Genomic DNA, 23,194 nt, shown 5'->3' on the forward strand with positions numbered 1-23,194 from the left:
TAAAGGGTATACGTAATTACAATATTGATTTAAAAAGTATCCGCATGGAATGGTATCAGCTTACAAATGCTGCGCAGATTGATTCTCCGGCGATTGTTATTTATAAAGACAGGATAAAGGATAATATCTCCTTGTTAAAAACAATGATTGATGATATACAACGGTTACGCCCACACGTAAAAACGAGTAAAATCGCTGAAGTAATACAGCTGATTATGGAGGCGGGAATAACTCGTTTTAAATTTGCCACCATTGCGGAAGGTGAGATGCTGGGAATGGTGAATGCGGAAGACGCTTTGATGGCTTATCAGCCTGTTGGCCCGAAGATAGTGCGTTTGCTGGAGCTGGTGCAGAAGTACCCGCACACGGCCTTTTCATGTGTTACAGATAATGCAGATGCCGCACTGGCTATCAGTGCTGTTTTCGCTGCGCACGGGCGCCGGCTGCCGGTATATGTGGATCTTAATGTAGGGATGAACCGCACCGGTATTAAGCCGGGACAAGCGGCACTGGAGTTATACCAATACCTCAACACGCTGCCGGGAGTAGTGCCGGTAGGATTACACGCATACGATGGTCACCTGCATGATACGAATATGGCTATACGAAAAGATCGTTGTGATGCAGCATATGTTCCTGTTGCTGCGCTGGCCGCGGCCATAATCAGCAGCGGTCTTCCTCAGCCGGAAATTGTTGCAGGCGGCACCCCTACTTTCCCGGTGCATGCGGGAAGGGAAGGCGTTACCTGCAGTCCGGGTACTTTCATATTCTGGGATGCGGGATACGCCGCCAATCTGCCGGAGCAGCCGTTTAAATGGGCTGCGCTGGTGATCAGCCGGGTGATTTCTGTTATTGATGAACAGCATATTTGTATTGATCTGGGACATAAATCAGTAGCAGCAGAGAATCCCCAGCCGCGGGTACAATTCCTGAATGCACCGGCGGCGGAACCGGTATCGCAGAGTGAAGAACACCTGGTATTGAAGGTGACGGATGCTGCGGAGTATCCCGTAGGCACGGTATTGTATGGTGTGCCAAAACATATTTGTCCTACGGTGGCGTTGTATGAAAAAGCTTATGTGGCAGAGCGGAATGCAGTGATCGCCAACTGGCGTATTGTAGCGCGCGACCGGCAGATTATCATCTAAAGAAGATAAAAGCAAGAAAGCTATTTAAGTGATTGAAACCATTCACTTAAATAGCTTTCTTGTTTATTGGCAGCTCAGTAATATAATTGCGATAAAACATTGGTATCGTCGAACGACTTAGGCTTTAACCCCAGGAACTCTGTGTATTGTGTGAGTGTCAGCAAAGGTTTCAGCCTGGCATGCAACCCATTTTGCATACTGTTCATTTTGGTAGTATAAGCTTTCAGATTGCTTTGTTGCAGCGGCTGGATATTGACTTTTTGCCGTAAGTAATTAGTCACAATATTGAGCAGCTTAGGTTTTTGCGCTTCAGTCAGGATCAGCGATTTATCCAGTTTGCTGACGATTGAACTGGCCGTTCCTTCTATGTTCATGGTAGGCGCCTGAAATCCCGTATTAACTGGTGAAGGTGCGGCAAAAGTGGTATAGCAACAGGCGAGTGCCATTAATAAACCAGCGGTGAACAGTTTTTTCATGAAGCGTGGATTTGATGTTCTATATCTCACTAAATATACTAAATACTGTTATTGCATTACCATTTTTACGTAGCGTATTTGTGTATTTCCTTCCTCGTCGATTGTAATGTATTCAGATAGAATGGTTTTGTTATTAATCCAATGCACCATGCCGGGACCCCAGTCGTCAAGACTGGCTTCTCCTACTGCTTTTATTTCGTTACCATTTACGGAAAACAGTTGAAATCCATTAGGATCAAAAGCTGCTACCAGGTCCATCGAGGCCGTGATGATATATTTTTTATCCGGTGAAACAGCCGGGGCAGACCAGGTTACCATAGAATCGCCGTTCAGGATATTTACCAGCTCAAAGGCGCTGCCTTCATAATAGGTAACAAAAAATCCTTTTCTTTTAATGGCGGGGTAACTGCCGGCATAGGTATAGCCGATATAATCTTCGCCGTCGTTGTTGTTATTAGCCATGATCCTTTGCTTTCCGTTTTCCAGCCGGATGGTCAGTTTATTACCTTCCCTTTTTACCAGGCTGTCTTTTGCCAGCACATCTGCTTCGCTGGAATCTGTGGGAGCAAGCGGGAATTTATCAAAATCTGCTTTTTCGATAAAGTATACAAAGAAAGTTTTATTACCCAGCAGAACAGTGTCGTCGGGAGTTTTATTAATGGCGGGTGGTGTGGAATCGTTGGCAGCGGTGTTGGTGTTATCTGCTGTTTTGTTCTTGCAGCTCAATATCATTATTGAGCATGCACACAGCAGAAGCCATAACTTATTCATCATCTTTTGTCGCATTTAAGTGTACAAATGTAAGTAATTAGAACTTTGGAAGAGGCTCAGCGGGTGAGTCTTTCTCCATCTGCTTTTGTCAGTGTAAAAAAGAAAAGATACCCGGTAAGGGCGCCGCTTAAAAAGCCAGCCAGGTGTGCTGCGTTATCTACGCCCTGTGAAACCGCGGCGGCAATCACATTTAATGCTATAAATAAGCCGATATAAGCCAGAAACGCTTTTCTTATCTCCGTTGGAAAGAGGGGAGTAGTGAGTAGCGCCAGGAATACACCGTAAATACCAAATATAGCACCGGAAGCGCCTACACCTACTGCGCCTTTATGATACCAGATGCTGACATAGTCGGATATTAATCCTGTGATCACATAGGCAAGGCCATAACGGAAACTACGCAATACCGGTTCAAGGAAAATGCCTCCAATAAATAGTCCCAGCATATTTGTGAAAAGATGACCAATTCCTGCATGGAGGAACATGCTGCTAAACAATCGCCAGTACTGATGTTGCTCTATGGTCAGTGACCAGTAGTTGGCGCCGGCATGCAGCAGGTGGGTTCCATCTCCCCACCATATATTCATTCCTGTTAGTGCGGTGTAAACAAATACGAGTACGTTTATGCCGATCAACACCAGGGTAACCGGCATCGTCTTTAATCGGTCTGTGATTTTCATCTCCTAAAAGTTAATGAAAAATCCCCAATTAAGCGTTATTCGTATTGATATTCAAGTGCAAAATGGTTATCGCTTCCCAGTTTGGTGAATCCCTCGCTGTGTAAATGTACCCATGCGCCCGCCGGATATTGCCTGCCACCGTTGAAGTAGTAGGCATATTGAACAGTGGTAGAGCGCTCGTATTCAAGTGAACGCTGCTGGCAGCGTGTTTTCTCTTTTTCGGTGATCTTGATAAGAAAGGGATTACGTGCATTCAGGTGTAAAAAGGCATCTGACAAATCGCCCTGTGGAGAAAGCGCAACTACCGGCGCTACAGCATGACAGAGCAGCAACTGATTGGCCAGGGGATGCAGGGGATTGATGGAATCCTCACATTCGTACTTTGTAGTTCTTAAAGTAACTAATGTATCTTCTTTTTGGCCTGAGAAGCTATCTATACAAATATCTTTTCTTACAGGATGCGTTGCATCATAATTCCAGCTGATTGCCTGCGTGGAATCGGAATATTTCATGGCAGCGGGTAACCCGTTCTTCCAGCGTACATTGGCAACGCGGAGGAGGCGCTCCTTTGCATCAAAGTATTGTACGGTGGCGATGTTGCCATCCTTATCCCAGGAAGTAACTTTGGCGCGCTCCTTTATTGCTGTGATGTTATTTTCCCGGTTGGATAGCACCATCCCGGTGATCCGGTGGGAATGATCATAGGAGAAAGTACTGATGCTGGTGTCGTTTAATTGCAGGTGATGTACCAGTTCAGCCAGGTTGCCCTGTTGATCATACCGGAAGGTATATTGGGGCATGCTATCGCCCTGGATGCTGATGGCGGTTAGCCTGGGGAGTCCGGGTCTGTGATTCCTCGTACTGCAGGCTGAGGCGGTGATAATGATGATAAAGAAAAGGGTAATATTTTTCATACTCATGGCGGAATATTGGTATGAAAATACTAATAAGATTTGAGTTTTTCGGCGGTGGATTTACTGAGGTTGCGGAAGCAGGAGATGATATGGTCCTTCATAATATTTTTTGAATGGAGAATGATGGAGCAGTGGATATCTATTTCTGATGTAGCGATAGACTCGTTATATTTTTCCAGAAAACTGATCTTTTGTTGCTGGTACCAGTGCTCAAACATCCTCATTCTGGCTGTTCCCCTGCTGTCTGCGCTATCGCAGACAAAGAACAAGATTTTGTCCTGCTTTTCATTAAAGAGATTAAGAATGTGATGGGTAATTGTAAAGCGGATTTTTATGTCGGCACGCGATTTAGAGCGGGGAGCGCTAATCCTGTCAAATCCGAATGTCATTACATCATCGGAAAATTCCGGGTAATCCTGAAAATAGCACATGCCATCCCCAAAATATACATTATAAACAACCTCTTGATCAGTTGTAAATTGATATAACCCGACTTTTAATTCTGTGAGTTTATAAGGGCTGAACAAACTTAATACCTTTAGATTTTAATTCAGATAAATCACGACCGTTCGTAATGTAATCATGAATCAATTTCTTATCCGCTATCATCTTCTTCAGAATAGTGATGACCTTAGGATCAGGTGTTGATATGTGTTTTTCTGGTTTCATTGTGGTTACATTACAAATATAACCAAATCTACCAACAACTCAATTGCCATTCGTTAATGAAACACAAATGCAATCATATTGATGCAAAAAAAATCCCGGGCTGAACCAGCCCGGGACTTTCTTCTTTCCAAACAAGTTGGAATATTACTCAGCTACTACTTCAAATTCCAGTTCGGTTTCGTTGCCTTTACCGAAATCGAGGCGAGCTTTGTAGGTACCCAGTTCTTTAACATCATCCAGGATGTGGATGCGGCGACGGTCAATTTCATAACCTTTCTGTTCTTTAATTGCACGGGCAATCTGAACACCGGTTACGCTACCGAAGATCTTACCGGAAGTACCGGTTTTAGCGCCAATTTTAACAGGAGAAGCTTTCAACACTTCTACTACTTTCGCAATTTCAGCCAGCAGTTTCTCTTCTTTCACTTTCTGCACTTTCAGGCGTTCCTGAAGCTGCTTCATGTTAGAAGGGCTTGCTTCTACCGCAAATTTCTGAGGAATCAGGAAATTCCTGGCGTAACCATTTTTTACGCTAACCAGTTCATTCTTCTGACCCAGGTTATCTACGTCTTGTATTAAGATAATTTGCATAACTTCTTACTTTAAAAGGTCAGTAACATAAGGCAATAAAGCCATTTGACGAGCTTTCTTAATAGCCTGGGCTACTTTACGCTGAAATTTCAGGGAGTTACCCGTAATACGACGTGGCAACATCTTGCCCTGGTCGTTCAAAAATTTCTTCAAAAACTCCGCGTCTTTGTAATCTACGTACTTGATGCCCAACTTCTTGAAACGGCAGTATTTCTTCTGACGTTTCTCGGTTTTTACGGCCGTTAAGTACTTGATTTCTTGTTTCGGTTTAACTGCCATAGTTTTAAGCTTCAGTGGTTTTAGATTCAGCATTTACGCCATGTCTTTTGCGACCGTTGTAAGTAACAGCGTGCTTGTCCAGCGCAGTAATCATGTGACGTAATACATTTTCATCGCGATTCAGCTGGATTTTCAGCTTCTCATTGAGGTCGGATGGCGCATTGTATTCCAGAACAACATACATTCCTGTAGTCTTCTTCCGGATAGGATACGCCAGTGATCTTAATCCCCAGGGATTTTCGTGCGTGATTTCTCCGCCGTTATCTTTAATGATATCAGCGAATTTCTTTTGGGCGGCTTTGTAGTCGTCCTCAGAAAGCACAGGGGTAAAGATCACCATCAATTCGTAGTTCATAATTCCCTGTTTTAAATGGTTTAATTAAAAAATTAGGACCGCAAAGATACTGAACTATTCCTTATTTCCACGCATGAAGGCCCGATTTCCCTAAATATCTTGCCTTTTATAGAGAATAATGCGTAATTGACTGATAACCAAATTTAAAAAGCCGCCCCGGTTACCGGGGCGGCGTCTCGTTTGCATGGTTTTTTCAAAAAAGATCACTGATTAATAAGAATCTTGGTCACCTGCACCAGCTCACCCGATTGTACCCTCAGGAAATATATGCCCGCCGGCAGCTGATCGATAGCTATTGTTCTGTAGTTCCGCCCTTTGATTAAGGCCGTTCTGCCCTGGTAACGAACACGACCCTGTACGTCCATCAGCTCAATATTCGCATCACCACTGCGCGGCCAATCCAGCCAATACTGCAACTGGCGCCCGAATATGCACCACAACAGCTTCCGCCAGAAGTCTTTATCCGTTACTAAAACCATCTTAACCGGACTGTATCTTATACTGCTGTCCAGCCCCACGGTTTTTAACCGGTAGGCGGAAAATCCAGGCCAGGGCTGCTCGTCATAGGAAATATAATCAGATCCCTCAGCCGTACTGCCATGAGCGGCCACGGTATCCACTGCCTCATATGTCCGGAGGTTGCGGGAACGCTCTATCACAAACCTGCTGCTGTTGATTTCATAAGGCGTATGCCAGCTAACCAGCACTTTACCGCCATCAGCCCGGGCATCAAAGTCTTCTACCGGTAGCGGGTTACCTAAAATGTGCAGGTTATACCGGCTCAATACGGGGTAATGATCCGTGGTAGTGGTGCCATAACTGCTTACCAGCCCGGCTACCTGGGTTTGTATCCGTGCAGATGCCGGCAAATAAGCAACACCCACCTCATTAGAACTGATCACATTATCGATCACCGATGAATAACTGACCGTGGAACGCTGACCGGATAAACTTAACGGCAGGGTCAACGGCCGGTAATTGATACTGTCGCGGATGAAGTCAATATATGAAGTGGTGGTATCCGGCAATAACTCTGTTGTAATAGTTTTAGAAAGATCATCATTAAAATCTCCCAGCATAATAATATTGCTGTACGGATATTGGAGGTCCAGTGTGTCTTTCAACTCTTTCAAACCATCTTTGCGCCGGTTCCAGGAAGCAATCTTTTCAGGCTTGGTACCTGTATTGGCCTTTGCATGCAGCAATATGAACCGGATCCGCGCAGAGTCATTTTCCAGTTTTGCGGTAGCCTCCATTTCATAAGGGAACCTGCCGGACGACCAGTTATAATACGCATTGCTGCTGCCTCCCTGTCTTAATATGCCGTAAGTACCGATTTTGCGGATCACTGCCGTTTTGTACACAAAAGCCAGCTTTTGCGCCGATACATAATCAACATCAGTGGTACTATCTGCATAAGAGCCAAAGTCAGATAACACATAGCTATAACCCGGCAACTGGCTTACCACCGCACGGAAACGGGCAGTATCCACCACTTCTGCCAGCGCAAAAATATCTGCATCCAGTTTTTTAAGGATGGTGGTTACATTGGCCTGCTGTAAACTGTCATTGGCAGGGTTTTGAGCCGGGCTGCCAAACCATTCTATATTCCAGTTCACCACTTTTAACGACCGCAGTGAAGTGCCGCTGAGAGCAATAGAACAGCCTGGGAAACCGGGAGAACTGAATGTAAGATTACCGCTGTAAGGCTGATCAGCAGCCGTGGGAGCGAACTTTACAAATATTTCCTGCGGACCCGCAGCCAATGCTGCTGCAGTGAAAGTTACCTGGTTGCTGTAAGTACTGCTATCACCAGATACCTTGAAACCTGCTGGGGCATTGATCTTCAGATCTCCTGTAAAATCATTGGCCCAGAAACCAACACGCTGAGCTTCCGATGTTTGCCCGGATTTTACATAGTCAAAATCAATGGCGGCCGGACTGCTGTTCAATGTTGGCGCCGGCGCCGCGGTGGTATCTGTCAGCCTGAAATCATCAATCGTCCAGCGTGAAGCCTGAACGGCAGGACCGGATGTATACACAAAAGCAATATAAACGCCTGTTTGCTTATAAGCGGCGAGGTTTATACCGGAAGATAAGGTCCATACATCACTGCCGGTTTCAGGAAAACGGCCATTCAGTGTAGTCCAGGTAGCATTGCGTGGATCACCGTTGCCGGTGTAGTTGGTGGAAATACGCAGACTAAGTGCTGGTCCGGCAAATGCAGTACGGCTGCTGAATTGTAACAGCGGGAATTGCAGGCCGGTCAGGTCAAACGAAGGAGATATCAGCCAGTCTTCATTTTCAACAGCCCCGCCGCTGTAGCCATTTATCTGTACACCATTGCTGTTTTGCTGCCCGAAATTGGTACATCCCCACAGCTGCGCGCCGGTTACACTGTATTGTGTAAAGCCTCCGCTTAACTGGTTGCTGCCTATTGGCGTACAGTTGTTGAAGTTATAGTTCAGTTCCTGGCTACCGGTAGTAAAATTCCACTGGGTGGTATCTGCAATACCTGCAAAGTTATTATCTGACAGATCCTTTACTATTCCGCTATCCAGCGTAATGTAATAATGACTGTTTGGTTGCAGGATTTGCTTCAGGGTAAGTACATTGTTATTAATAATGATAGCGTTACCGGTTACAGGAAAACTATCCGTTAACCCACTGTTACTGTTATGCAACCTGATATACCCGTTGCCTGCTTTTATGTTTTCGCTGAAAATAATTTCGGGAGATGTAACAGGCGATACATCCGCCGCTGCGTTAACCGGTGTCAGAATGCTGATTACCGGCGGAGTGGTATCCCTGCCACTTCCGGATGCGGCTATGTTATCAATAGCAAATCCCGGCCTGGAACCAGCACCGCTGATCTGGCGGTTTACCCACCGCAGTTGTACTACCGCCTGGTTATTGCAATCCGGCGGCAGTGTTATCGACATATTCACCAGGTGTTGTGGTAAAGTGATACCTGAACCGGTTTGTTGAATAGTGTCGTTCTGATAAGCAGTTTCACTGATACTGGTAAAGGTACCGGTAATGCCTATACGATATTGTACTATAACTTCATTAATCCTGGTATTGGAGTTACCATTATAAGGATTCCTGATCGTCATGGCATCATAGCTAAAATGTACATTTTGTTGTCCGCTGGTACTGATGGATAGCACCAGTGCATTGTCGGCGCTGCCGCTGTTCAGGAAGCCCAGTTTGCCGGCATAGTTATAAACACCATTGGCAGTGGACGACGCGCTGCCGCCACTTATCAGTGGCTTGTCAGAAGCAGGAGCGACTGTATTAAAACTGCCGGAAGGAGCGCCGCTGAGCAACCATCCCTGCCATCCTGCCGGGTACACCACAGCAGACGACGGCAGTGCATCAAAATTTTGTTCATAAGGCAATGGCTGCGGTACCGGATTTGTTTGTGCGCTTACGCTACCACAAACAAAAGAGACAATAAATAATAAAGTGAGTAGAGGTCTTTCCATAGTATTATTTGAAAAATTGGGGAATCAGATTTCGGTGCAATAAATCTACTGAATAAACCGTTTCGCCGGATTTTTTAATATGATTATTTTGTTAATTTGAAAGGAGTGTAATATGGGTTTATTTTGTCATTCGTTTTAGATACTTCTTCCTCTGCCCTTTTTTCCGGGTTAAATACGATGGTGGATAAGCTTAGGTAGCGTATATTCACAGCCTCAATATTTATATTTTATATTTTTTTAACTTGTGTCTTGTCATCTTGTCAGCCTAAACCCTGCTGGCACACACTTTGAAAAAGTTTACAAAAAAAATCAGATAACCAATGCAAAAAGGTGCAATACGTGTTCAGACAGAGAACATATTTCCAATTATCAAGAAGTTCCTGTATTCAGATCATGAAATTTTTATCCGCGAACTGGTGAGTAATGCCGTGGATGCTACCCAGAAATTGAAAACCCTGTCCAGTGTGGGAGAGTTTAAAGGAGAACTGGGAGATATTGCTATTGATGTGAGAGTTGATAAGGAAAAGAAAACCATCACCATTGCAGATCATGGTATCGGTATGACTGCAGAAGAAGTGGATAAATATATTAACCAGGTAGCCTTTTCTGGTGCAGAAGAATTTCTTAAGAAATATAAAGGACAGGAAAATGGTACCAATATTATTGGTCATTTTGGTCTGGGCTTTTATTCTTCCTTTATGGTAAGCAGCCAGGTGGAAATCTTCTCAAAATCGTGGAAAGAAGAAGCTTCCGCTGTGCGTTGGGAATGTGACGGAAGCCCTGAGTATGAACTGGAAGAAATCAGCAAGGCAGACAGGGGAACCGAAATTGTAATGCACATCAACGAGGAAAGCGAAGAATTCCTGGAAGATGGACGCATCCGCACCATTCTCGAAAAATTCTGTAAATTCCTGCCTGTTCCGGTAACCTTTGAAGGCACACAGATTAACAACACCAATCCCGCCTGGACAAAGAAACCAAGCGAGTTGACTACCGAAGATTACCAGAATTTCTACAAAGAATTATATCCATTTGCAGAACCTCCCTTATTCTGGATTCACCTGAATGTAGATTATCCTTTTAATCTTACCGGTATCCTTTATTTCCCGAAGATCAACAAGAGCTATGAGATGCAGAAAGACAAAATCAATCTGTATTCCAACCAGGTATATGTAACAGATGAAGTGAAAGACATTGTTCCGGAATTCCTGATGTTGCTGCATGGCGTGATCGATAGCCCGGATATTCCGCTGAATGTTAGCCGCAGCTATCTGCAGGGTGATCCTAATGTAAAAAAGATCAATGCTCACATCACCAAAAAAGTAGCGGATAAACTGGACGAAATATTCCGTAACGACCGCGCTTCCTTTGAAGATAAATGGGATTCCATCGGGCTGTTTGTGAAGTACGGCATGATGACCGACGACAAGTTCATGGAAAAAGCCAACAAATTCCTGATAATGGAAGATGTGGAAGGTGGTAAATTTTATACACAGGAAGAATACCGCACAGCTGCCGCTGCCCTGCAAACCAATAAGGAGCAGAAACTGGTGATATTATATGCGACCAACCCGGTGCAGCAGGACAGCTATGTGCAGGCCGCAAAAAATAAAGGCTTCCTGGTGGTAAAGATGGAAACGATGGTGGATGCCGCATTCATCAACAACATGGAAATCAAATGGGATAACGTTTCCTTTACCCGTGTGGATGCAGATATTGCCGATAACCTGATTGATAAAGAGGAAAATACCACAACAGTATTATCTGAAGAACAGGAAGGTACGTTGAAAGAACTCTTTGGCGCCCAGGTAACACAACCTAATATCAAAGTAGAAATGAAAGGGCTCAGCGCAGAAGCGCAACCGGTAATTGTAACCCGTCCGGAGCTGATGCGTCGTATGAAAGACATGGCAGCAATGGGCGGCGGTGGAATGAGCTGGTATGCGAGTATGCCTGATGAAATAAATATGACCATCAACGCCAACCATCCGGTGTACACGCAAATTCTTAAGGAAGGAGATAACGCATTGCAACAGAAGCAGATAAAGAATCTGGCGGACCTGGCGCTGTTGTCCCAGAACCTGTTAACAGGCGCGGATCTTACGGCATTTGTGAACAGAAGTGTGGAGCTGATGGGCGAAAAAAAATAATAACACTACACAATAAATAAAATGACGGTGTTTATTCTTTTAGTCTTTTATTTGCAAAAACCGGAATAGAAGAACTGAAGCGAAAAATATTGTAAAACCTGTCCCCCGGCAATATGCAGGGGGACTTTTAGTTTGTAGTAGTTATATGAAAAAAAGAGCAATTAAAATTTTGTGCCATGTCTTTGTGCTGAGTACCCTCGCATTTTTTTCCTGTTCAAAAACAGAAACAGCTAACCCTGTACAAACGAATCCCCCCGGAGACACCGTGCCGGTAACGCCGCCACCGGGAGATACATTTCCTCCGCAACAAACGGGTATTACCACTCAGAAAATAGATACCAAAGGAGGTAATATCAGCAATTATGTGCTTTATATCCCGGATGGATATAACGAGAAGAAAGACTACAAATGGCCGATTGTGATATTTCTTCATGGAGTAGGTGAAATGGGGAATAATATTGATGTAATAAAGAACGTAGGACTGGTAAAAGTGGCAGCGGGGAAACCATTTGTAATAATAGCGCCGCAATGCCTGAGTGGATGGTGGAATCCGCAGTATCTCGATATACTATATAAAGAAGTGATCAGCAAATATCATGTAGATCCAAAGAGGGTATATCTTACCGGTTTGAGCATGGGTGGTTATGGAACCTGGGACTGGAGTTCTGCACATCCAGAAAAATTTGCTGCCATTGTTCCTATCAGCGGCGGAGGAGATGTAAACCGCATGAAGAATCTGAAAACCATGCCTGTATGGGTTTTTCATTCAGCAGATGATCCTACCGTAAATGTAGAGAATTCACGTGTCCTGGTAAAGGAATTGAGAGCGTTGGGCAATAATGTGCAATATACAGAGTATCCCAACGGTGGCCATGATGCCTGGACAAGGGCTTACGCGAACCAGGATGTATATACCTGGCTGCTGAAGCAACATTTATAATCGTTTTATAAAAACTATTGGACTGCCGCAGTTCTGATATCAATTACTTTCAGCTGGAGGGAGGTTTGGCCGTTCCATTCATTTTCATCCAGGGTAAATACCATATCGAAGGGCTTCTTGTCTGCTATCAGCGGGAATTTCTCCGCCATGTAAAAGCCAATTCCGGACATAGTGGGACCATATCTCCCCTGTTTCACAGAGAATTTAATGTGGTCATCTTTTACAATCTTCGAATAACCGTTGTCAACAAGATTTTTGGCAAGAAAAACTGGTCGCAGGTTGTCCGGTCCAAGGGGTTCAAATTGCCGCAGAATATTATAAAATGCAGCCGTGATTTCCGTGAAATGGATTTCGGTATCTATTACTATTTCCGGTACCAGCTGATCCGGGTGGATGGTGCGTGCTACCACTTCTTCAAAGCGTTCCTGGAATGCCTTTACATTTTCTGTTTTCATTGTCATCCCCGCTGCATAAAAATGACCTCCGTAATTTTCGAGAAGATCCTTACACTGGTGGATGGCTTCATATACATTGAATCCCATTACGGAGCGGGCGGAGCCGGCTACTTTATCATTCGACTGCGTAAGGATGATGGTAGGACGGTAGTAATATTTATCGATTAGCCGGGAAGCAACAATACCAACCACTCCTTTATGCCAGTGGGCCTGGTAAAGTACGGTCGATTTTCTTCGGGCAATATCCACATCATTTTGGAGCAGCACAATGGCTTCCTGGGTAATGGTACTGTCGATTTCTTTTCTGTCGAAATTGTCGGCGTGCAGCACGGCTGCGATGGCAGCGGCTTTTTCCACATCATTTTCGATGAAGAGGTTCACTGCTTTGCGGGCGTCGTCCATCCTGCCAGCAGCGTTTACCCGTGGGGCAATCACAAATACGAGGTTGGCAATGGTTAGTTTTTCCTTTAGCGCGCTGAGCGTGATCAGCGCTTTGATACCCGGCAGCGGATCTTCATTCACTTTTATAAGACCATGAAAGGCCAGTATTCTGTTTTCGCCGGTCATCGGAACGATGTCGGCTGCAATACTGGTAGCCACCAGGTCCAGGAATTTATTGGCTTCCGAATGGGGAAGACCCCGTTTTTGAGCAAAGGCGCAAATTAGTTTGTACCCAATCCCGCAGCCGCTCAGTTCTTTATAAGGATAGGGGCAGTCGTGCTGTTTGGGATTCAGGATCGCCACAGCAGGAGGCAGTATCGCATCCGGCAAATGATGGTCACAGATTATAAAGTCGATACCCCATTCTTTTGCGGTCGTTATATGTTCGATAGACTTGATGCCGCAGTCGAGTGCAATGATCAGGCTAAAATCATTATCCCTGGCATATTCAATGCCCTGCATGGAAATGCCGTAGCCTTCGCGGTAGCGGTGGGGGATGTAAAATTCAATATTAGTGTAAAGTTTTTGCAGAAAAGCGTACACCGTCGCCACCGCGGTAGTGCCGTCTACGTCATAATCTCCGTAGATCAGTATTTTTTCATGCTGAAAAAAAGCCAGTTCAATCCTGGAAATGGCCTTGTCCATGTCCTTCATTTTCCAGGGATCGTGCAGGTCTTCCAGTGTAGGGCGAAAAAATTGCCGGGCAGCCTCATAGTTGGTTACATTGCGTTGTACCAGTAACCGGCATAACAGCGGATGTATGCGTAATGATGACTGTAGTAACTGTTCCTGATTTGGTTGATATGCCTTTACTGTCCAGCGTTTTTGCATTATTATATTTTAAAGGCTTAAGCTTTTCGCTTCTTCCGCATATTACATTATTTTTTATTCTTACTAAAATGTTCTGTCGGTTGTGAATCGCACCAGGGATTCTAACCCGTTCCTGACAGCGTTTTCAGGGAATTTATTCAGGATGGTAAGGGCTTCATCCCGGTATTCAAACATTTTTTGCCGGGTATAGTCAATGCCACCGGATGCTTTTACAAGCCGGATGACTTCTTCTACGCGGTCTTTTTCTGTATTATGGTTTTTAACTATGTTAATAATCTTTCTTCTTATTTCAGTGGAAGCATGTTCCAGGGTATAGATAAGCGGAAGGGTCATTTTTTTCTCGCGGATGTCGATGCCGGTTGGCTTACCGATTTTGGCGGAGCCATAGTCGAAGAGGTCATCTTTAATTTGAAAGGCGATGCCTACTTTCTCGCCGAAAAGGCGCATTTGTTCGGTAGTATGATCGTCGTTGCTGCTGCTCCATGCACCGGCGGCGCAGGCGGAGGCCAGTAATGAAGCGGTTTTGCGGCGGATAATTTCAAAATAAATATCTTCCTTGATATTCAGCTTACGTGTTTTTTCGATCTGCAGCAGTTCTCCTTCACTCATTTCTTTAACAGCTTCTGATAATATCTGTAAAGTTCGGAAATCATTATTGTTAAGGGACAGCAGTAGTCCTTTTGAAAGGAGATAGTCGCCTACCAGTACAGCTATTTTATTTTTCCAGAGGGCATTAATAGAAAACAACCCACGGCGTTCGTTGGCATCATCCACCACATCGTCGTGCACCAGGGTGGCGGTATGCAGCAGTTCTACCAGTGCGGCTGCCCGGTATGTACTTTCCTGGATATTGTCACTGAAAAGTTTTGCGGATAATAAAACAAACATGGGCCTGATCTGCTTTCCCTTGCGCTTCACAATATAATGCATGATCCTGTCCAGTAACGGCACATGACTTTTTACTGAATCTGCGAACTTACTTTCAAAATCCTGTAATTCTTTACCTATCAGGTGTTTAATATCGTCCATGTATTAAATAAAAAAGGATTGCTAAGCTAGCTTTTATAAATCACATTTTAACATTTTGGCCTTTAATTTGTATATGGAGTATAACATTCCTTTAACACGAGTTAAGGAATCCTTTAACACAAGGTATACAGATCTTTAACTTAACTGGAATTAAGGTATATAAATACTTTCATTTAAGCTCTAATTTTGAGGGACTTATCAATGAAAATAATATTGCAAGAAAAATTTGTATATTCATTTATGATATTTACCTTTGCTAGGTAAAAAACGGGTTATTAGTAAATTTTTAACAGTTTTTAATAAAAAAAACAATTATGGCAAGCAAAAAGTACTTATTACTGGCAGGCGCTGTGGGTTTACTATCAGCATCTACTAGTTTTGCACAGGTTCAACCAACCGGCTACGATGCTCTGGATAGCTCCAAAGTGTCTAGCAAGCGTATGGTACAACAAAATAACTTCACGAACCACCAATCAAATTTCCCGGCTAAACCGAGAGATATGTGGGAACTGGGTTTTAGTGGTGGTTTACACCTGATCAGCGGAACCGTTCCTCCTCAACCAGGTTTTGGTGGTGGTGTTTCCCTGAGAAAAGCATTGGGACATACTTTCTCCCTGAGAGCTGAGTACATCGGTTCCATTGATAAGGGTCAGGACTACAAACTGCGCCCTAATTCACCAGCAGGTGGTATCAATCCTTGGGCAAAAACAGCCGCTTTAAATGGTGGTATGATTGTTCCTAACTACAAATCCCAGAACCATCAGTTGTCTTTGGACGTGATTGCTTCTTTGAGCAACATCCTGTTCTACAGAGCAGAACCTAAAGTTAACTGGTATTTACTGGCTGGTTACTCTATTGTAATGGCTGACGTTGACGTTGATGCATTGGATGCTAACGGCAATGGTTATGACTATTCCGGTATTAACTTTGGTGCAAAACGCAGTGATATCAGAAAACAGATCAAAGATCTGAGAGATGATAAATACGAGCAAAATGCTCCTTCTCAGGGTAACAGGGTTTCCATCGGTCGTAACGATGACAACCAGTTACTCCGTCATGCGCTGGATCTCGGTACTGGTGTAGCGTTTAAAGTTTCTAAACGTTTCAACATCGGTATTGAAGAAAAAATCACTATGCCATTTGACGCATACCTGGATGGATATGCAGTTCCTGGTTCCGGTGGTTCTTCCAAAGATTTCTACTCTTACACAAGCGTACGTCTGAACTTCAACCTGGGTAACCCAGCTAAACGTGTACAGCCATTATGGTGGATCAACCCACTGGAATACGCTTACAGCGAGCTGAGCAGCCCACGTCACATGAAGCTTCCAGCTCCGGTTCTGCCTGATGCTGATGGCGATGGCGTAACTGACCAGTTCGATCGCGAACCTAACACCCCAGCAGGTGCACCAGTGGATGTTCACGGTGTTGCTAAAGATACTGATGGTGACGGTGTTCCTGATTACAAAGACAAACAACTGATCACTCCTACTTACTGCCAGCCAGTTGATGCTGATGGTGTTGGTAAATGCCCAGATCCAGAATGCTGCAAAAACCGTCCTGAAGTAACTTGTGCTTCTCTGGTTCTGCCTAGCGTTTCTTTCAAAGGCAGCTCTACCAAAGTTGGTAACGATCAGGAAGCTATCCTGGCTTCTGTTGCAGCTACCCTGAAATCTAACCCTTCCTGCAACGTACTGGTTACCGGTCACGCAGGTGCTAAAGGTAAGAAAGGTGGTGTTGACCTGAGCAGCCGTCGTGTTGATTCAGTAATCGACTACCTGGCTGACAAACAAGGTATCGACCGCGGTCGTTTCATCAAACAAAACACTCCTGGTGAGTCTGGCACTGTTGATTTAGCTCCTGCTAACTAATCAGTATCACTCATTAAGATGATAACTTAAAAAAAGTCCTCTCCCGTTCATTCGGGAGAGGACTTTTTTTTGAAGCAAACACTCCTGTACGAAATATTGTTGAAGTGTCAATTATTACCCCTAATTTTGGAGGCTTTTTTAATAAACTTATTATTACGTGGGAATTAACATCAACAGGGTATCCCTGGCAGGCCTGGTAGTAGCTCTTGGTATTATCTATGGCGATATCGGAACATCTCCACTCTATGTTTTCAAAGCCATCGTAGGAGGAAACCCCATCAGCGACCTACTGGTGATCGGAGGTATTTCCTGTATCATCTGGACACTAACTCTTCAAACTACCGTTAAATACGTTATTCTCACCCTCCGGGCAGATAATAAAGGGGAAGGTGGGATCTTTTCACTCTATGCACTCGTAAGACGCCACGCCAGATGGACTGTAATTTTTGGTATGATCGGCGGCGCCGCCCTGCTTGCAGATGGTATCATCACCCCACCCATCACTGTTACCTCTGCCATCGAAGGTCTCAGGACCCTGGAAGTCTTTAAGGACCTGGGCCAGATGACTATCGTGAAAATAGTACTCACCATTATTACAGGGCTCTTTGTTATGCAACAGTTCGGTACCGTTTCTATCGGCCGGATGTTTGGACCCATCATGGTGCTGTGGTTTTCTATGCTGGGCATCCTCGGTATTTCACATATAGCGGATGATTTGAGCATTTTCAAAGCCTTTAGTCCCCATTATGCCATTGAGCTCTTAACTACTTATCCTAAGGGATTCCTGATCCTGGGAGCTGTATTCCTTTGTACTACAGGTGCGGAAGCCCTGTATTCTGACCTCGGCCACTGCGGTAAAGGCAATATCCGGGTGTCCTGGATCTTTGTTAAATCCTGTCTTATTCTGAACTACCTGGGACAAGGCGCCTGGCTGCTCACACAAAAAGGTCAGATTCTGCCCAAAGATCAGAACCCGTTCTTTACCATTATGCCGGAATGGTTCATCATCTTCGGCGTATTAATTGCCACACTGGCTTCCGTAATTGCCAGCCAGGCACTGATATCCGGTTCCTTTACCCTCATCGCAGAAGCCATGCGGCTCAACCTGTGGCCCAAAATGCGGGTAAATTATCCCACAGAAGAAAGGGGACAGCTCTATATCCCCGGCATCAATACCATGCTGTTTGTGGGTTGCGTTTCCATTGTACTGATCTTCCAGGAATCGTCGAATATGGAAGCGGCCTATGGCTTATCCATCACCATCTGTATGCTCATGACCTCCTGCCTCTTTGCCTTTTACCTTTATACAAAGCGGGTATGGGTAGGCTGGATACTGCTATATCTCATTGTTTATTTTACCATAGAATTCTCGTTCCTCTTCGCCAACGTGATTAAGTTCATGCACGGCGGTTATGTAACAGTTATTGTGGCCGGCGCGCTCTTCCTTGTGATGATTGTATGGTTCAAATCGCGTAAGATCAAGAACCGTTACGTGGAATTTGTGCGACTGGAAGATTATCTGCCTATCATCCAGGAACTGAGCAATGACACCTCCATTCCCAAATACGCCACCCACCTGGTGTATATGAGCAGTGCCGATAATCCGAAAGAAATAGAACATAAGATCATCTATTCAATTCTTAATAAAAAACCCAAACGGGCAGATATATACTGGTTTGTACACGTGGACGTGGTAGATGAACCTTACCTGAGTGAATACTCTGTGCAAACGATCATTCCAAACGAAGTGATACGTGTGGAATTCCGCCTCGGCTTCAAAGTGGAACAACGCATTAACCTTATGTTCAGAATGGTAGTGGAAGATATGGTTCGTAACAAGGAAGTGAATATTACCAGCCGCTATGAATCGCTGAGTAAGAATAACGTGGTAGGCGACTTCCAGTTCATTGTTATGGAGAAATTCCTGTCGCACGACAATGATCTGCCTTTATATGAAAGAATGGTGATGAAGATGTATTTCTTCCTGAAAAAGATCAGTTTATCGGAAGAAAGGGGCTTTGGACTGGATTCCAGCTATGTAACCATCGAGAAATATCCACTGGTGGTAGCACCGGTCACCAACCTGCAGCTGAAGCGGATCGTACATTGATATAAATCTTTAACAAGAAAAGCCGGATCATACACGATCCGGCTTTTCTGTTTTATATAACCGGTCATCCTCTTAAAAAGAAAAATCCACTTTTTTTATAGATATTGAGGTTTCCGGACAACAGTGATGAGTGAACAAATCACGTTATTCCAATAACTGAAAACGCTAAATTTTAGTATGGTGAACAAATTTTTTGGCGTGCTGGTAATGCTGGCACTGCAACAAAACGTATGGGCGCAAATATCTCCTGCCGCCGGCTACAGGGACCTGCCCGATCCCAAACCCGTTAATAAAGCTTCCTGGGCGGCTGTTAATGACACCAGGCTTCACGTTGCATTCGGTACTACAGATACCCGTTATGAAAAAAGAAATGCGCCTGATAACAACGGTTTAATGCCTGCCTGGGAAACGAAAGCCTGGAAAGGTGAAAAGGTTCATACACAACTGGTGATATGGTCTGCCGCTGCACAGCCTGAAGTAAGTATCCAGGCGTCCGCATTACAGGATGGTAAAGGCAACAAAATTGCTGCTTCAGCAGTGACTACCGGTTTTGTGAGATATGTACTCACAGATGGTTTGAATAAAGACGGTGGTGGCTGCGGGTACCGTAATCCGAAAGATTTTGACTCTTCGCTTGTGGCAGATGGTATTGATATCATCAATAAAAGCACCATTGCCGCCGGTACTACTCAACCGGTATGGCTGAGCGTCCAGGTGCCGGCGAATACACCAGCCGGTACCTATAAAGGATCGGTGAGTGTAAAATCCGGTGCAACAACAGTGGAGATGCCTTTTGAAGTAACTGTGCTGAATCATACCCTGCCTGCTCCGAAAGATTGGCAATTTCACCTTGATCTGTGGCAAAGTCCTTATGCAATAGCGCGCGTATACGGCGTGAAACCCTGGAGTAATGCACACTTCGAAGCCATGAAGCCTTATATGAAAATGCTGGCAAATGCAGGTCAGAAAGTGATCACGGCCACTATTATTTATGACCCCTGGAACAGCCAGACACAGGACATCTACGGCACAATGGTAAAGTGGACAAAGAAGAAAAATGGCAGCTGGACATATGACTACAGCATCTTTGATAAATGGGTGCAGTTTATGATGGACCAGGGCATCCGGAAGGAAATCAACTGCTACAGCATGATTCCCTGGAACCTGAAGTTTTATTATTATGATGAAGCAGCTGCAAAAGATACTTTCATTGTTGCCAAGCCGGGCTCTGCAGAATATACAAAACACTGGCAGCCTATGCTGACTGATTTTGTAAAACACCTGAAGGCAAAAGGATGGTTTAATATTACCGCTATCGCTATGGATGAAAGACCAATGGAAGACATGCTGCAAACCCTGAAAGTAATCCGTAGTGCGAGTAGCGACTTCAAATTATCCCTGGCAGGCAGCTATCACGAACCACTGGCCAATGAAATACACGACTACTGTATTGCACTGAGAGAAGCTTTCCCGGCAAACATCATGAAAGCCCGTTTAGAGAAAGGGTTACCGACTACTTTTTACACCTGCTGCACAGAAGGATTCCCGAATACCTTTACTTTTTCGCCGCCGGCAGAATCAGCCTTTATGGGCTGGCATGCTGCGAACAAAGGATATAACGGGTATTTGCGCTGGGCCTTCAACTGCTGGGTAGCTGATCCGTTGCATGATTCACGTTTCCGTACCTGGTCGGCAGGAGATACCTATTTCGTATATCCGGGACCGAGATCTTCTATCCGTTATGAGAGATTGATAGAAGGTATACAGGATTATGAAAAGATAAGAATACTGCGGGAAGCATTTGCAAAAAACGGTAATGCCGCGGGCCTGAGTAAGCTGGACAATTTATTAAAGCCGTTCGAGGAAGAAACGCTGAAAACCACGCCGGCAGCGCAAATACTGAATGCGGCCAAACAAGGATTGAACGAGTTCTGATTGAACAATGGCATCATAAAAAAATCCTCCGGGGAACCGGAGGATTTTTTTTAACACAACTAAAAAACAATCAAATGTGTTCATCAATCGGGCTTTTTCCCATCTAAAAAGGTATTGATCGTATTGATTTCTGTATGATTATTTGGCCCCTGATCACCGCTCACCGTGTAGTTGGAGTAGAAGTGTTCAGCAGAGCCCGCACCATTATCCAGGTTCACATTTCTCCGCAGGTAAGCAGGTACGTTTTCCAGTTCCGCGTTATTGTCCATGTTTTTCACATTGAAACTGATGCTGCGTAATTTGGCTACTCTTTCTGCCTGTTTGCGTTTTTGTTCTTCCAGGTCTTCGTAAGCCTGTTGCATAGGCACTTCCGGAGGAGCAGGAGGTACGTTTGCTGCACTTTCTTCTTCCTCTTTGTATACCATTTTCATTTCGGGAGCAGGGGTACCTGGTTCCACGTAAATATGTGCAGGTCTGTTTAAATATCCTCCGGCCGCATTACCTGTTTGCGGCTGAATGATATTTACACCAGGCTGTTGTGTATGTGCAGGCGGTACCTGCTGAACAGGTTGCGGCACTGGCTGTTGCTGCATTTGCTGCAACTGTTGCTGTTGCGCCTGTTGAATTTGTTGTTGTATCTGCTGCGGGTCAGGTTGTTGTGGCTGTGCAGGTGGTACCTGTTGTATGTTCAGCACATAGTTCTGACGCGCAGGAGCAATAGGCGCCTGTTGTTGTGGTTGTGGCGGTGTGTAAGCCATTACGGGCTCAGGATGACTTACTACAGGTTCCATCAGACGTGGGGCCATCAGGTCTTGTGGCTCCTGGAATAAGGTGCCCTGTGCCTGTTGTCCACTCATCTTTTTTTCATCACCATCTTTACCTAACTGCATTACAATTTTAGGTTCTGCGCGTTCCGGGTTGGAAGGGGTGATTTTCTGCTGTGTAATGGGTTTCTGTTCAAAACCGGTAGCAATGATGGTTACACCCAGTTGCCTGTCCAGTGTTTGATCGTAGCCCACACCGAGGATCACGTCGCAATCCTCACCGGCCTGGCTTTGTACATATGCCTGGATGATATCCATTTCATCGAGGGTATGTTCAAATTCACCTTCAGAAGAAGAGATATTGATGAGGATCCATTTAGCGCCACGTATATCGTTGTCGTTCAGCAGCGGTGAAGTTAATGCATCTTCGATAGCTCTTTGTGCACGGTTTTCGCCTTCAGCCAGTGCAGCGCCGAGGATAGCCACGCCACCGTTACGCATAACGGTACAAACGTCGGCAAAATCCACGTTGATCTGACCGGTAGAATTGATTACATCGGTAATACATTTGGCGGCGGTAGCCAGCACGTTATCTGCTTTTTCGAAGGCAGCTTTGAACTTCAGATCGCCGAATTTCTGACGTAATTTATCATTGGAGATAATCAGCAGGGTATCTACATACTCTTTCAGGCGGCTAACGCCTTCATCAGCCTGCAACATTCTCTTTTTTCCTTCGTAAGAAAAGGGAGTGGTAACAATACCGACGGTCAGGATACCAAGTTCCTTACATATCCGGGCGATGATAGGAGCGCCACCTGTTCCGGTGCCACCACCCATACCGGCAGTAATGAAGGCCATTTTGGTATTTACCTCCAGTATTTTTTTGATTTCTTCAAAGGATTCTTCCGTCGCCTGTTTCCCGATCTCAGGATTTGCACCGGCGCCAAGTCCCTGTGTCAGGTGCGGGCCCAACTGTATTTTATTGGGAACAGGGCTATTGGCAATAGCTTGTGCATCGGTATTGCAAATAATGAAATTTACCCCTTCAATGCGCTGGCTATACATATGATTCACCGCATTACTTCCACCGCCACCGATACCGATGACTTTGATGATAGAAGATTTTTCCTTAGGAAGATCAAAATGTATCATGACTCTATACTTTTATGGGTTAGTACGAATAATTAATAATGAACTATTAAGAATTAAGTGCGTATATGCTTGTATGTTATTACTATGGTTCATTTGTCCTGTCATTATTAATTATCGTTCTTAATTCTTATTATATTAAACGTTT

General features: G+C 44.7%; 18 protein-coding genes. 6 read left to right on the plus strand and 12 right to left on the minus strand.

The features are described from left to right. Positions 1-44 precede the first annotated feature (44 nt). A complete protein-coding gene (locus ACMXI2_RS01160; RefSeq protein ID WP_483779907.1) occupies positions 45-1,148 on the plus strand; it encodes a D-TA family PLP-dependent enzyme in 1,104 nt (367 codons plus the stop codon). A 74-nt stretch (positions 1,149-1,222) separates the two neighbouring features. Here ACMXI2_RS01160 and ACMXI2_RS01165 read toward each other — a convergent pair whose 3' ends face one another. The 9 genes from ACMXI2_RS01165 to ACMXI2_RS01205 form a co-directional block, all read right to left on the minus strand. Next, on the minus strand, positions 1,223-1,624 hold the full coding sequence (locus ACMXI2_RS01165; RefSeq protein ID WP_483779908.1) for a hypothetical protein: 402 nt from the start codon (positions 1,622-1,624) through the stop codon (positions 1,223-1,225). A gap of 48 nt (positions 1,625-1,672) precedes the next feature. Further along, a complete protein-coding gene (locus ACMXI2_RS01170; protein WP_483779909.1) occupies positions 1,673-2,356 on the minus strand; it encodes a hypothetical protein in 684 nt (227 codons plus the stop codon). A gap of 95 nt (positions 2,357-2,451) precedes the next feature. Next, positions 2,452-3,075 carry a rhomboid family intramembrane serine protease gene (locus ACMXI2_RS01175; protein WP_483779910.1) on the minus strand — a complete coding sequence of 208 codons (624 nt, stop codon included), beginning with the start codon at positions 3,073-3,075 and terminating at the stop codon, positions 2,452-2,454. A 35-nt stretch (positions 3,076-3,110) separates the two neighbouring features. Next, on the minus strand, positions 3,111-3,989 hold the full coding sequence (locus ACMXI2_RS01180; protein ID WP_483779911.1) for a hypothetical protein: 879 nt from the start codon (positions 3,987-3,989) through the stop codon (positions 3,111-3,113). A 29-nt stretch (positions 3,990-4,018) separates the two neighbouring features. After that, positions 4,019-4,420 carry a DUF6169 family protein gene (locus tag ACMXI2_RS01185; RefSeq protein WP_483779912.1) on the minus strand — a complete coding sequence of 134 codons (402 nt, stop codon included), beginning with the start codon at positions 4,418-4,420 and terminating at the stop codon, positions 4,019-4,021. A gap of 382 nt (positions 4,421-4,802) precedes the next feature. Continuing rightward, positions 4,803-5,249 (minus strand): 50S ribosomal protein L9, encoded by a 447-nt coding sequence (rplI, locus tag ACMXI2_RS01190; RefSeq protein WP_079469410.1) that lies wholly within the window; start codon positions 5,247-5,249, stop codon positions 4,803-4,805. A gap of 6 nt (positions 5,250-5,255) precedes the next feature. Further along, a complete protein-coding gene (gene rpsR / locus ACMXI2_RS01195; RefSeq protein WP_079470050.1) occupies positions 5,256-5,528 on the minus strand; it encodes a 30S ribosomal protein S18 in 273 nt (90 codons plus the stop codon). Positions 5,529-5,532: 4 nt separating this feature from the next. Continuing rightward, positions 5,533-5,883 (minus strand): 30S ribosomal protein S6, encoded by a 351-nt coding sequence (gene rpsF, locus ACMXI2_RS01200; RefSeq protein WP_227024404.1) that lies wholly within the window; start codon positions 5,881-5,883, stop codon positions 5,533-5,535. A gap of 203 nt (positions 5,884-6,086) precedes the next feature. After that, complete coding sequence (locus ACMXI2_RS01205; protein ID WP_483779913.1) at positions 6,087-9,371, minus strand: Ig-like domain-containing protein; 3,285 nt, start codon at positions 9,369-9,371, stop codon at positions 6,087-6,089. Positions 9,372-9,691: 320 nt separating this feature from the next. Between ACMXI2_RS01205 and htpG the strand changes: the two genes are divergently transcribed. Then, positions 9,692-11,521 (plus strand): molecular chaperone HtpG, encoded by a 1,830-nt coding sequence (htpG, locus tag ACMXI2_RS01210; RefSeq protein WP_483779914.1) that lies wholly within the window; start codon positions 9,692-9,694, stop codon positions 11,519-11,521. A gap of 145 nt (positions 11,522-11,666) precedes the next feature. Then, positions 11,667-12,461 carry a carboxylesterase family protein gene (locus ACMXI2_RS01215; protein ID WP_483779915.1) on the plus strand — a complete coding sequence of 265 codons (795 nt, stop codon included), beginning with the start codon at positions 11,667-11,669 and terminating at the stop codon, positions 12,459-12,461. Positions 12,462-12,475: 14 nt separating this feature from the next. On the opposite strand, the gene recJ is transcribed toward ACMXI2_RS01215, so the two are convergent. Both recJ and ACMXI2_RS01225 read right to left on the minus strand, forming a co-directional pair. After that, complete coding sequence (gene recJ, locus ACMXI2_RS01220) at positions 12,476-14,188, minus strand: single-stranded-DNA-specific exonuclease RecJ (protein WP_483779916.1); 1,713 nt, start codon at positions 14,186-14,188, stop codon at positions 12,476-12,478. Between the two features lie 63 nt (positions 14,189-14,251). After that, positions 14,252-15,217 (minus strand): polyprenyl synthetase family protein, encoded by a 966-nt coding sequence (locus tag ACMXI2_RS01225; protein ID WP_483779917.1) that lies wholly within the window; start codon positions 15,215-15,217, stop codon positions 14,252-14,254. A gap of 314 nt (positions 15,218-15,531) precedes the next feature. Between ACMXI2_RS01225 and ACMXI2_RS01230 the strand changes: the two genes are divergently transcribed. The 3 genes from ACMXI2_RS01230 to ACMXI2_RS01240 all read left to right on the plus strand — a co-directional run bounded on the left by ACMXI2_RS01230 (position 15,532) and on the right by ACMXI2_RS01240 (position 21,133). Then, positions 15,532-17,088: an OmpA family protein gene (locus tag ACMXI2_RS01230; RefSeq protein WP_483779918.1), complete on the plus strand. Its 1,557-nt coding sequence runs from the start codon at positions 15,532-15,534 to the stop codon at positions 17,086-17,088. 157 nt (positions 17,089-17,245) lie between these two features. Continuing rightward, positions 17,246-19,198 carry a KUP/HAK/KT family potassium transporter gene (locus ACMXI2_RS01235; protein WP_483779919.1) on the plus strand — a complete coding sequence of 651 codons (1,953 nt, stop codon included), beginning with the start codon at positions 17,246-17,248 and terminating at the stop codon, positions 19,196-19,198. Positions 19,199-19,375: 177 nt separating this feature from the next. After that, positions 19,376-21,133 (plus strand): DUF4091 domain-containing protein, encoded by a 1,758-nt coding sequence (locus ACMXI2_RS01240; protein ID WP_483779920.1) that lies wholly within the window; start codon positions 19,376-19,378, stop codon positions 21,131-21,133. An 83-nt stretch (positions 21,134-21,216) separates the two neighbouring features. Here the strand turns inward: ACMXI2_RS01240 and ftsZ are convergent, their stop codons facing one another. Then, complete coding sequence (gene ftsZ / locus ACMXI2_RS01245; RefSeq protein WP_483779921.1) at positions 21,217-23,049, minus strand: cell division protein FtsZ; 1,833 nt, start codon at positions 23,047-23,049, stop codon at positions 21,217-21,219. Positions 23,050-23,194 lie beyond the last annotated feature (145 nt).

This window comes from Chitinophaga sp. G7 BAM 1005 (genome assembly GCF_057126945.1).

Bases quoted from the DNA above. Each gene is read 5' to 3' on its own strand.
- ACMXI2_RS01240 (WP_483779920.1), top strand. From the start codon at position 19,376: ATGGTGAACAAATTTTTTGGCGTGCTGGTAATGCTGGCACTGCAACAA.
- ACMXI2_RS01175 (WP_483779910.1), bottom strand. From the start codon at position 3,075: ATGAAAATCACAGACCGATTAAAGACGATGCCGGTTACCCTGGTGTTG.
- ACMXI2_RS01170 (WP_483779909.1), bottom strand. From the start codon at position 2,356: ATGATATTGAGCTGCAAGAACAAAACAGCAGATAACACCAACACCGCT.
- htpG (WP_483779914.1), top strand. From the start codon at position 9,692: ATGCAAAAAGGTGCAATACGTGTTCAGACAGAGAACATATTTCCAATT.
- recJ (WP_483779916.1), bottom strand. From the start codon at position 14,188: ATGCAAAAACGCTGGACAGTAAAGGCATATCAACCAAATCAGGAACAG.
- ACMXI2_RS01185 (WP_483779912.1), bottom strand. From the start codon at position 4,420: ATGTGCTATTTTCAGGATTACCCGGAATTTTCCGATGATGTAATGACA.
- ACMXI2_RS01205 (WP_483779913.1), bottom strand. From the start codon at position 9,371: ATGGAAAGACCTCTACTCACTTTATTATTTATTGTCTCTTTTGTTTGT.
- ftsZ (WP_483779921.1), bottom strand. From the start codon at position 23,049: ATGATACATTTTGATCTTCCTAAGGAAAAATCTTCTATCATCAAAGTC.
- ACMXI2_RS01165 (WP_483779908.1), bottom strand. From the start codon at position 1,624: ATGAAAAAACTGTTCACCGCTGGTTTATTAATGGCACTCGCCTGTTGC.
- ACMXI2_RS01160 (WP_483779907.1), top strand. From the start codon at position 45: ATGGAATGGTATCAGCTTACAAATGCTGCGCAGATTGATTCTCCGGCG.
- rpsR (WP_079470050.1), bottom strand. From the start codon at position 5,528: ATGGCAGTTAAACCGAAACAAGAAATCAAGTACTTAACGGCCGTAAAA.
- rplI (WP_079469410.1), bottom strand. From the start codon at position 5,249: ATGCAAATTATCTTAATACAAGACGTAGATAACCTGGGTCAGAAGAAT.
- ACMXI2_RS01230 (WP_483779918.1), top strand. From the start codon at position 15,532: ATGGCAAGCAAAAAGTACTTATTACTGGCAGGCGCTGTGGGTTTACTA.
- ACMXI2_RS01180 (WP_483779911.1), bottom strand. From the start codon at position 3,989: ATGAAAAATATTACCCTTTTCTTTATCATCATTATCACCGCCTCAGCC.
- ACMXI2_RS01215 (WP_483779915.1), top strand. From the start codon at position 11,667: ATGAAAAAAAGAGCAATTAAAATTTTGTGCCATGTCTTTGTGCTGAGT.
- rpsF (WP_227024404.1), bottom strand. From the start codon at position 5,883: ATGAACTACGAATTGATGGTGATCTTTACCCCTGTGCTTTCTGAGGAC.
- ACMXI2_RS01225 (WP_483779917.1), bottom strand. From the start codon at position 15,217: ATGGACGATATTAAACACCTGATAGGTAAAGAATTACAGGATTTTGAA.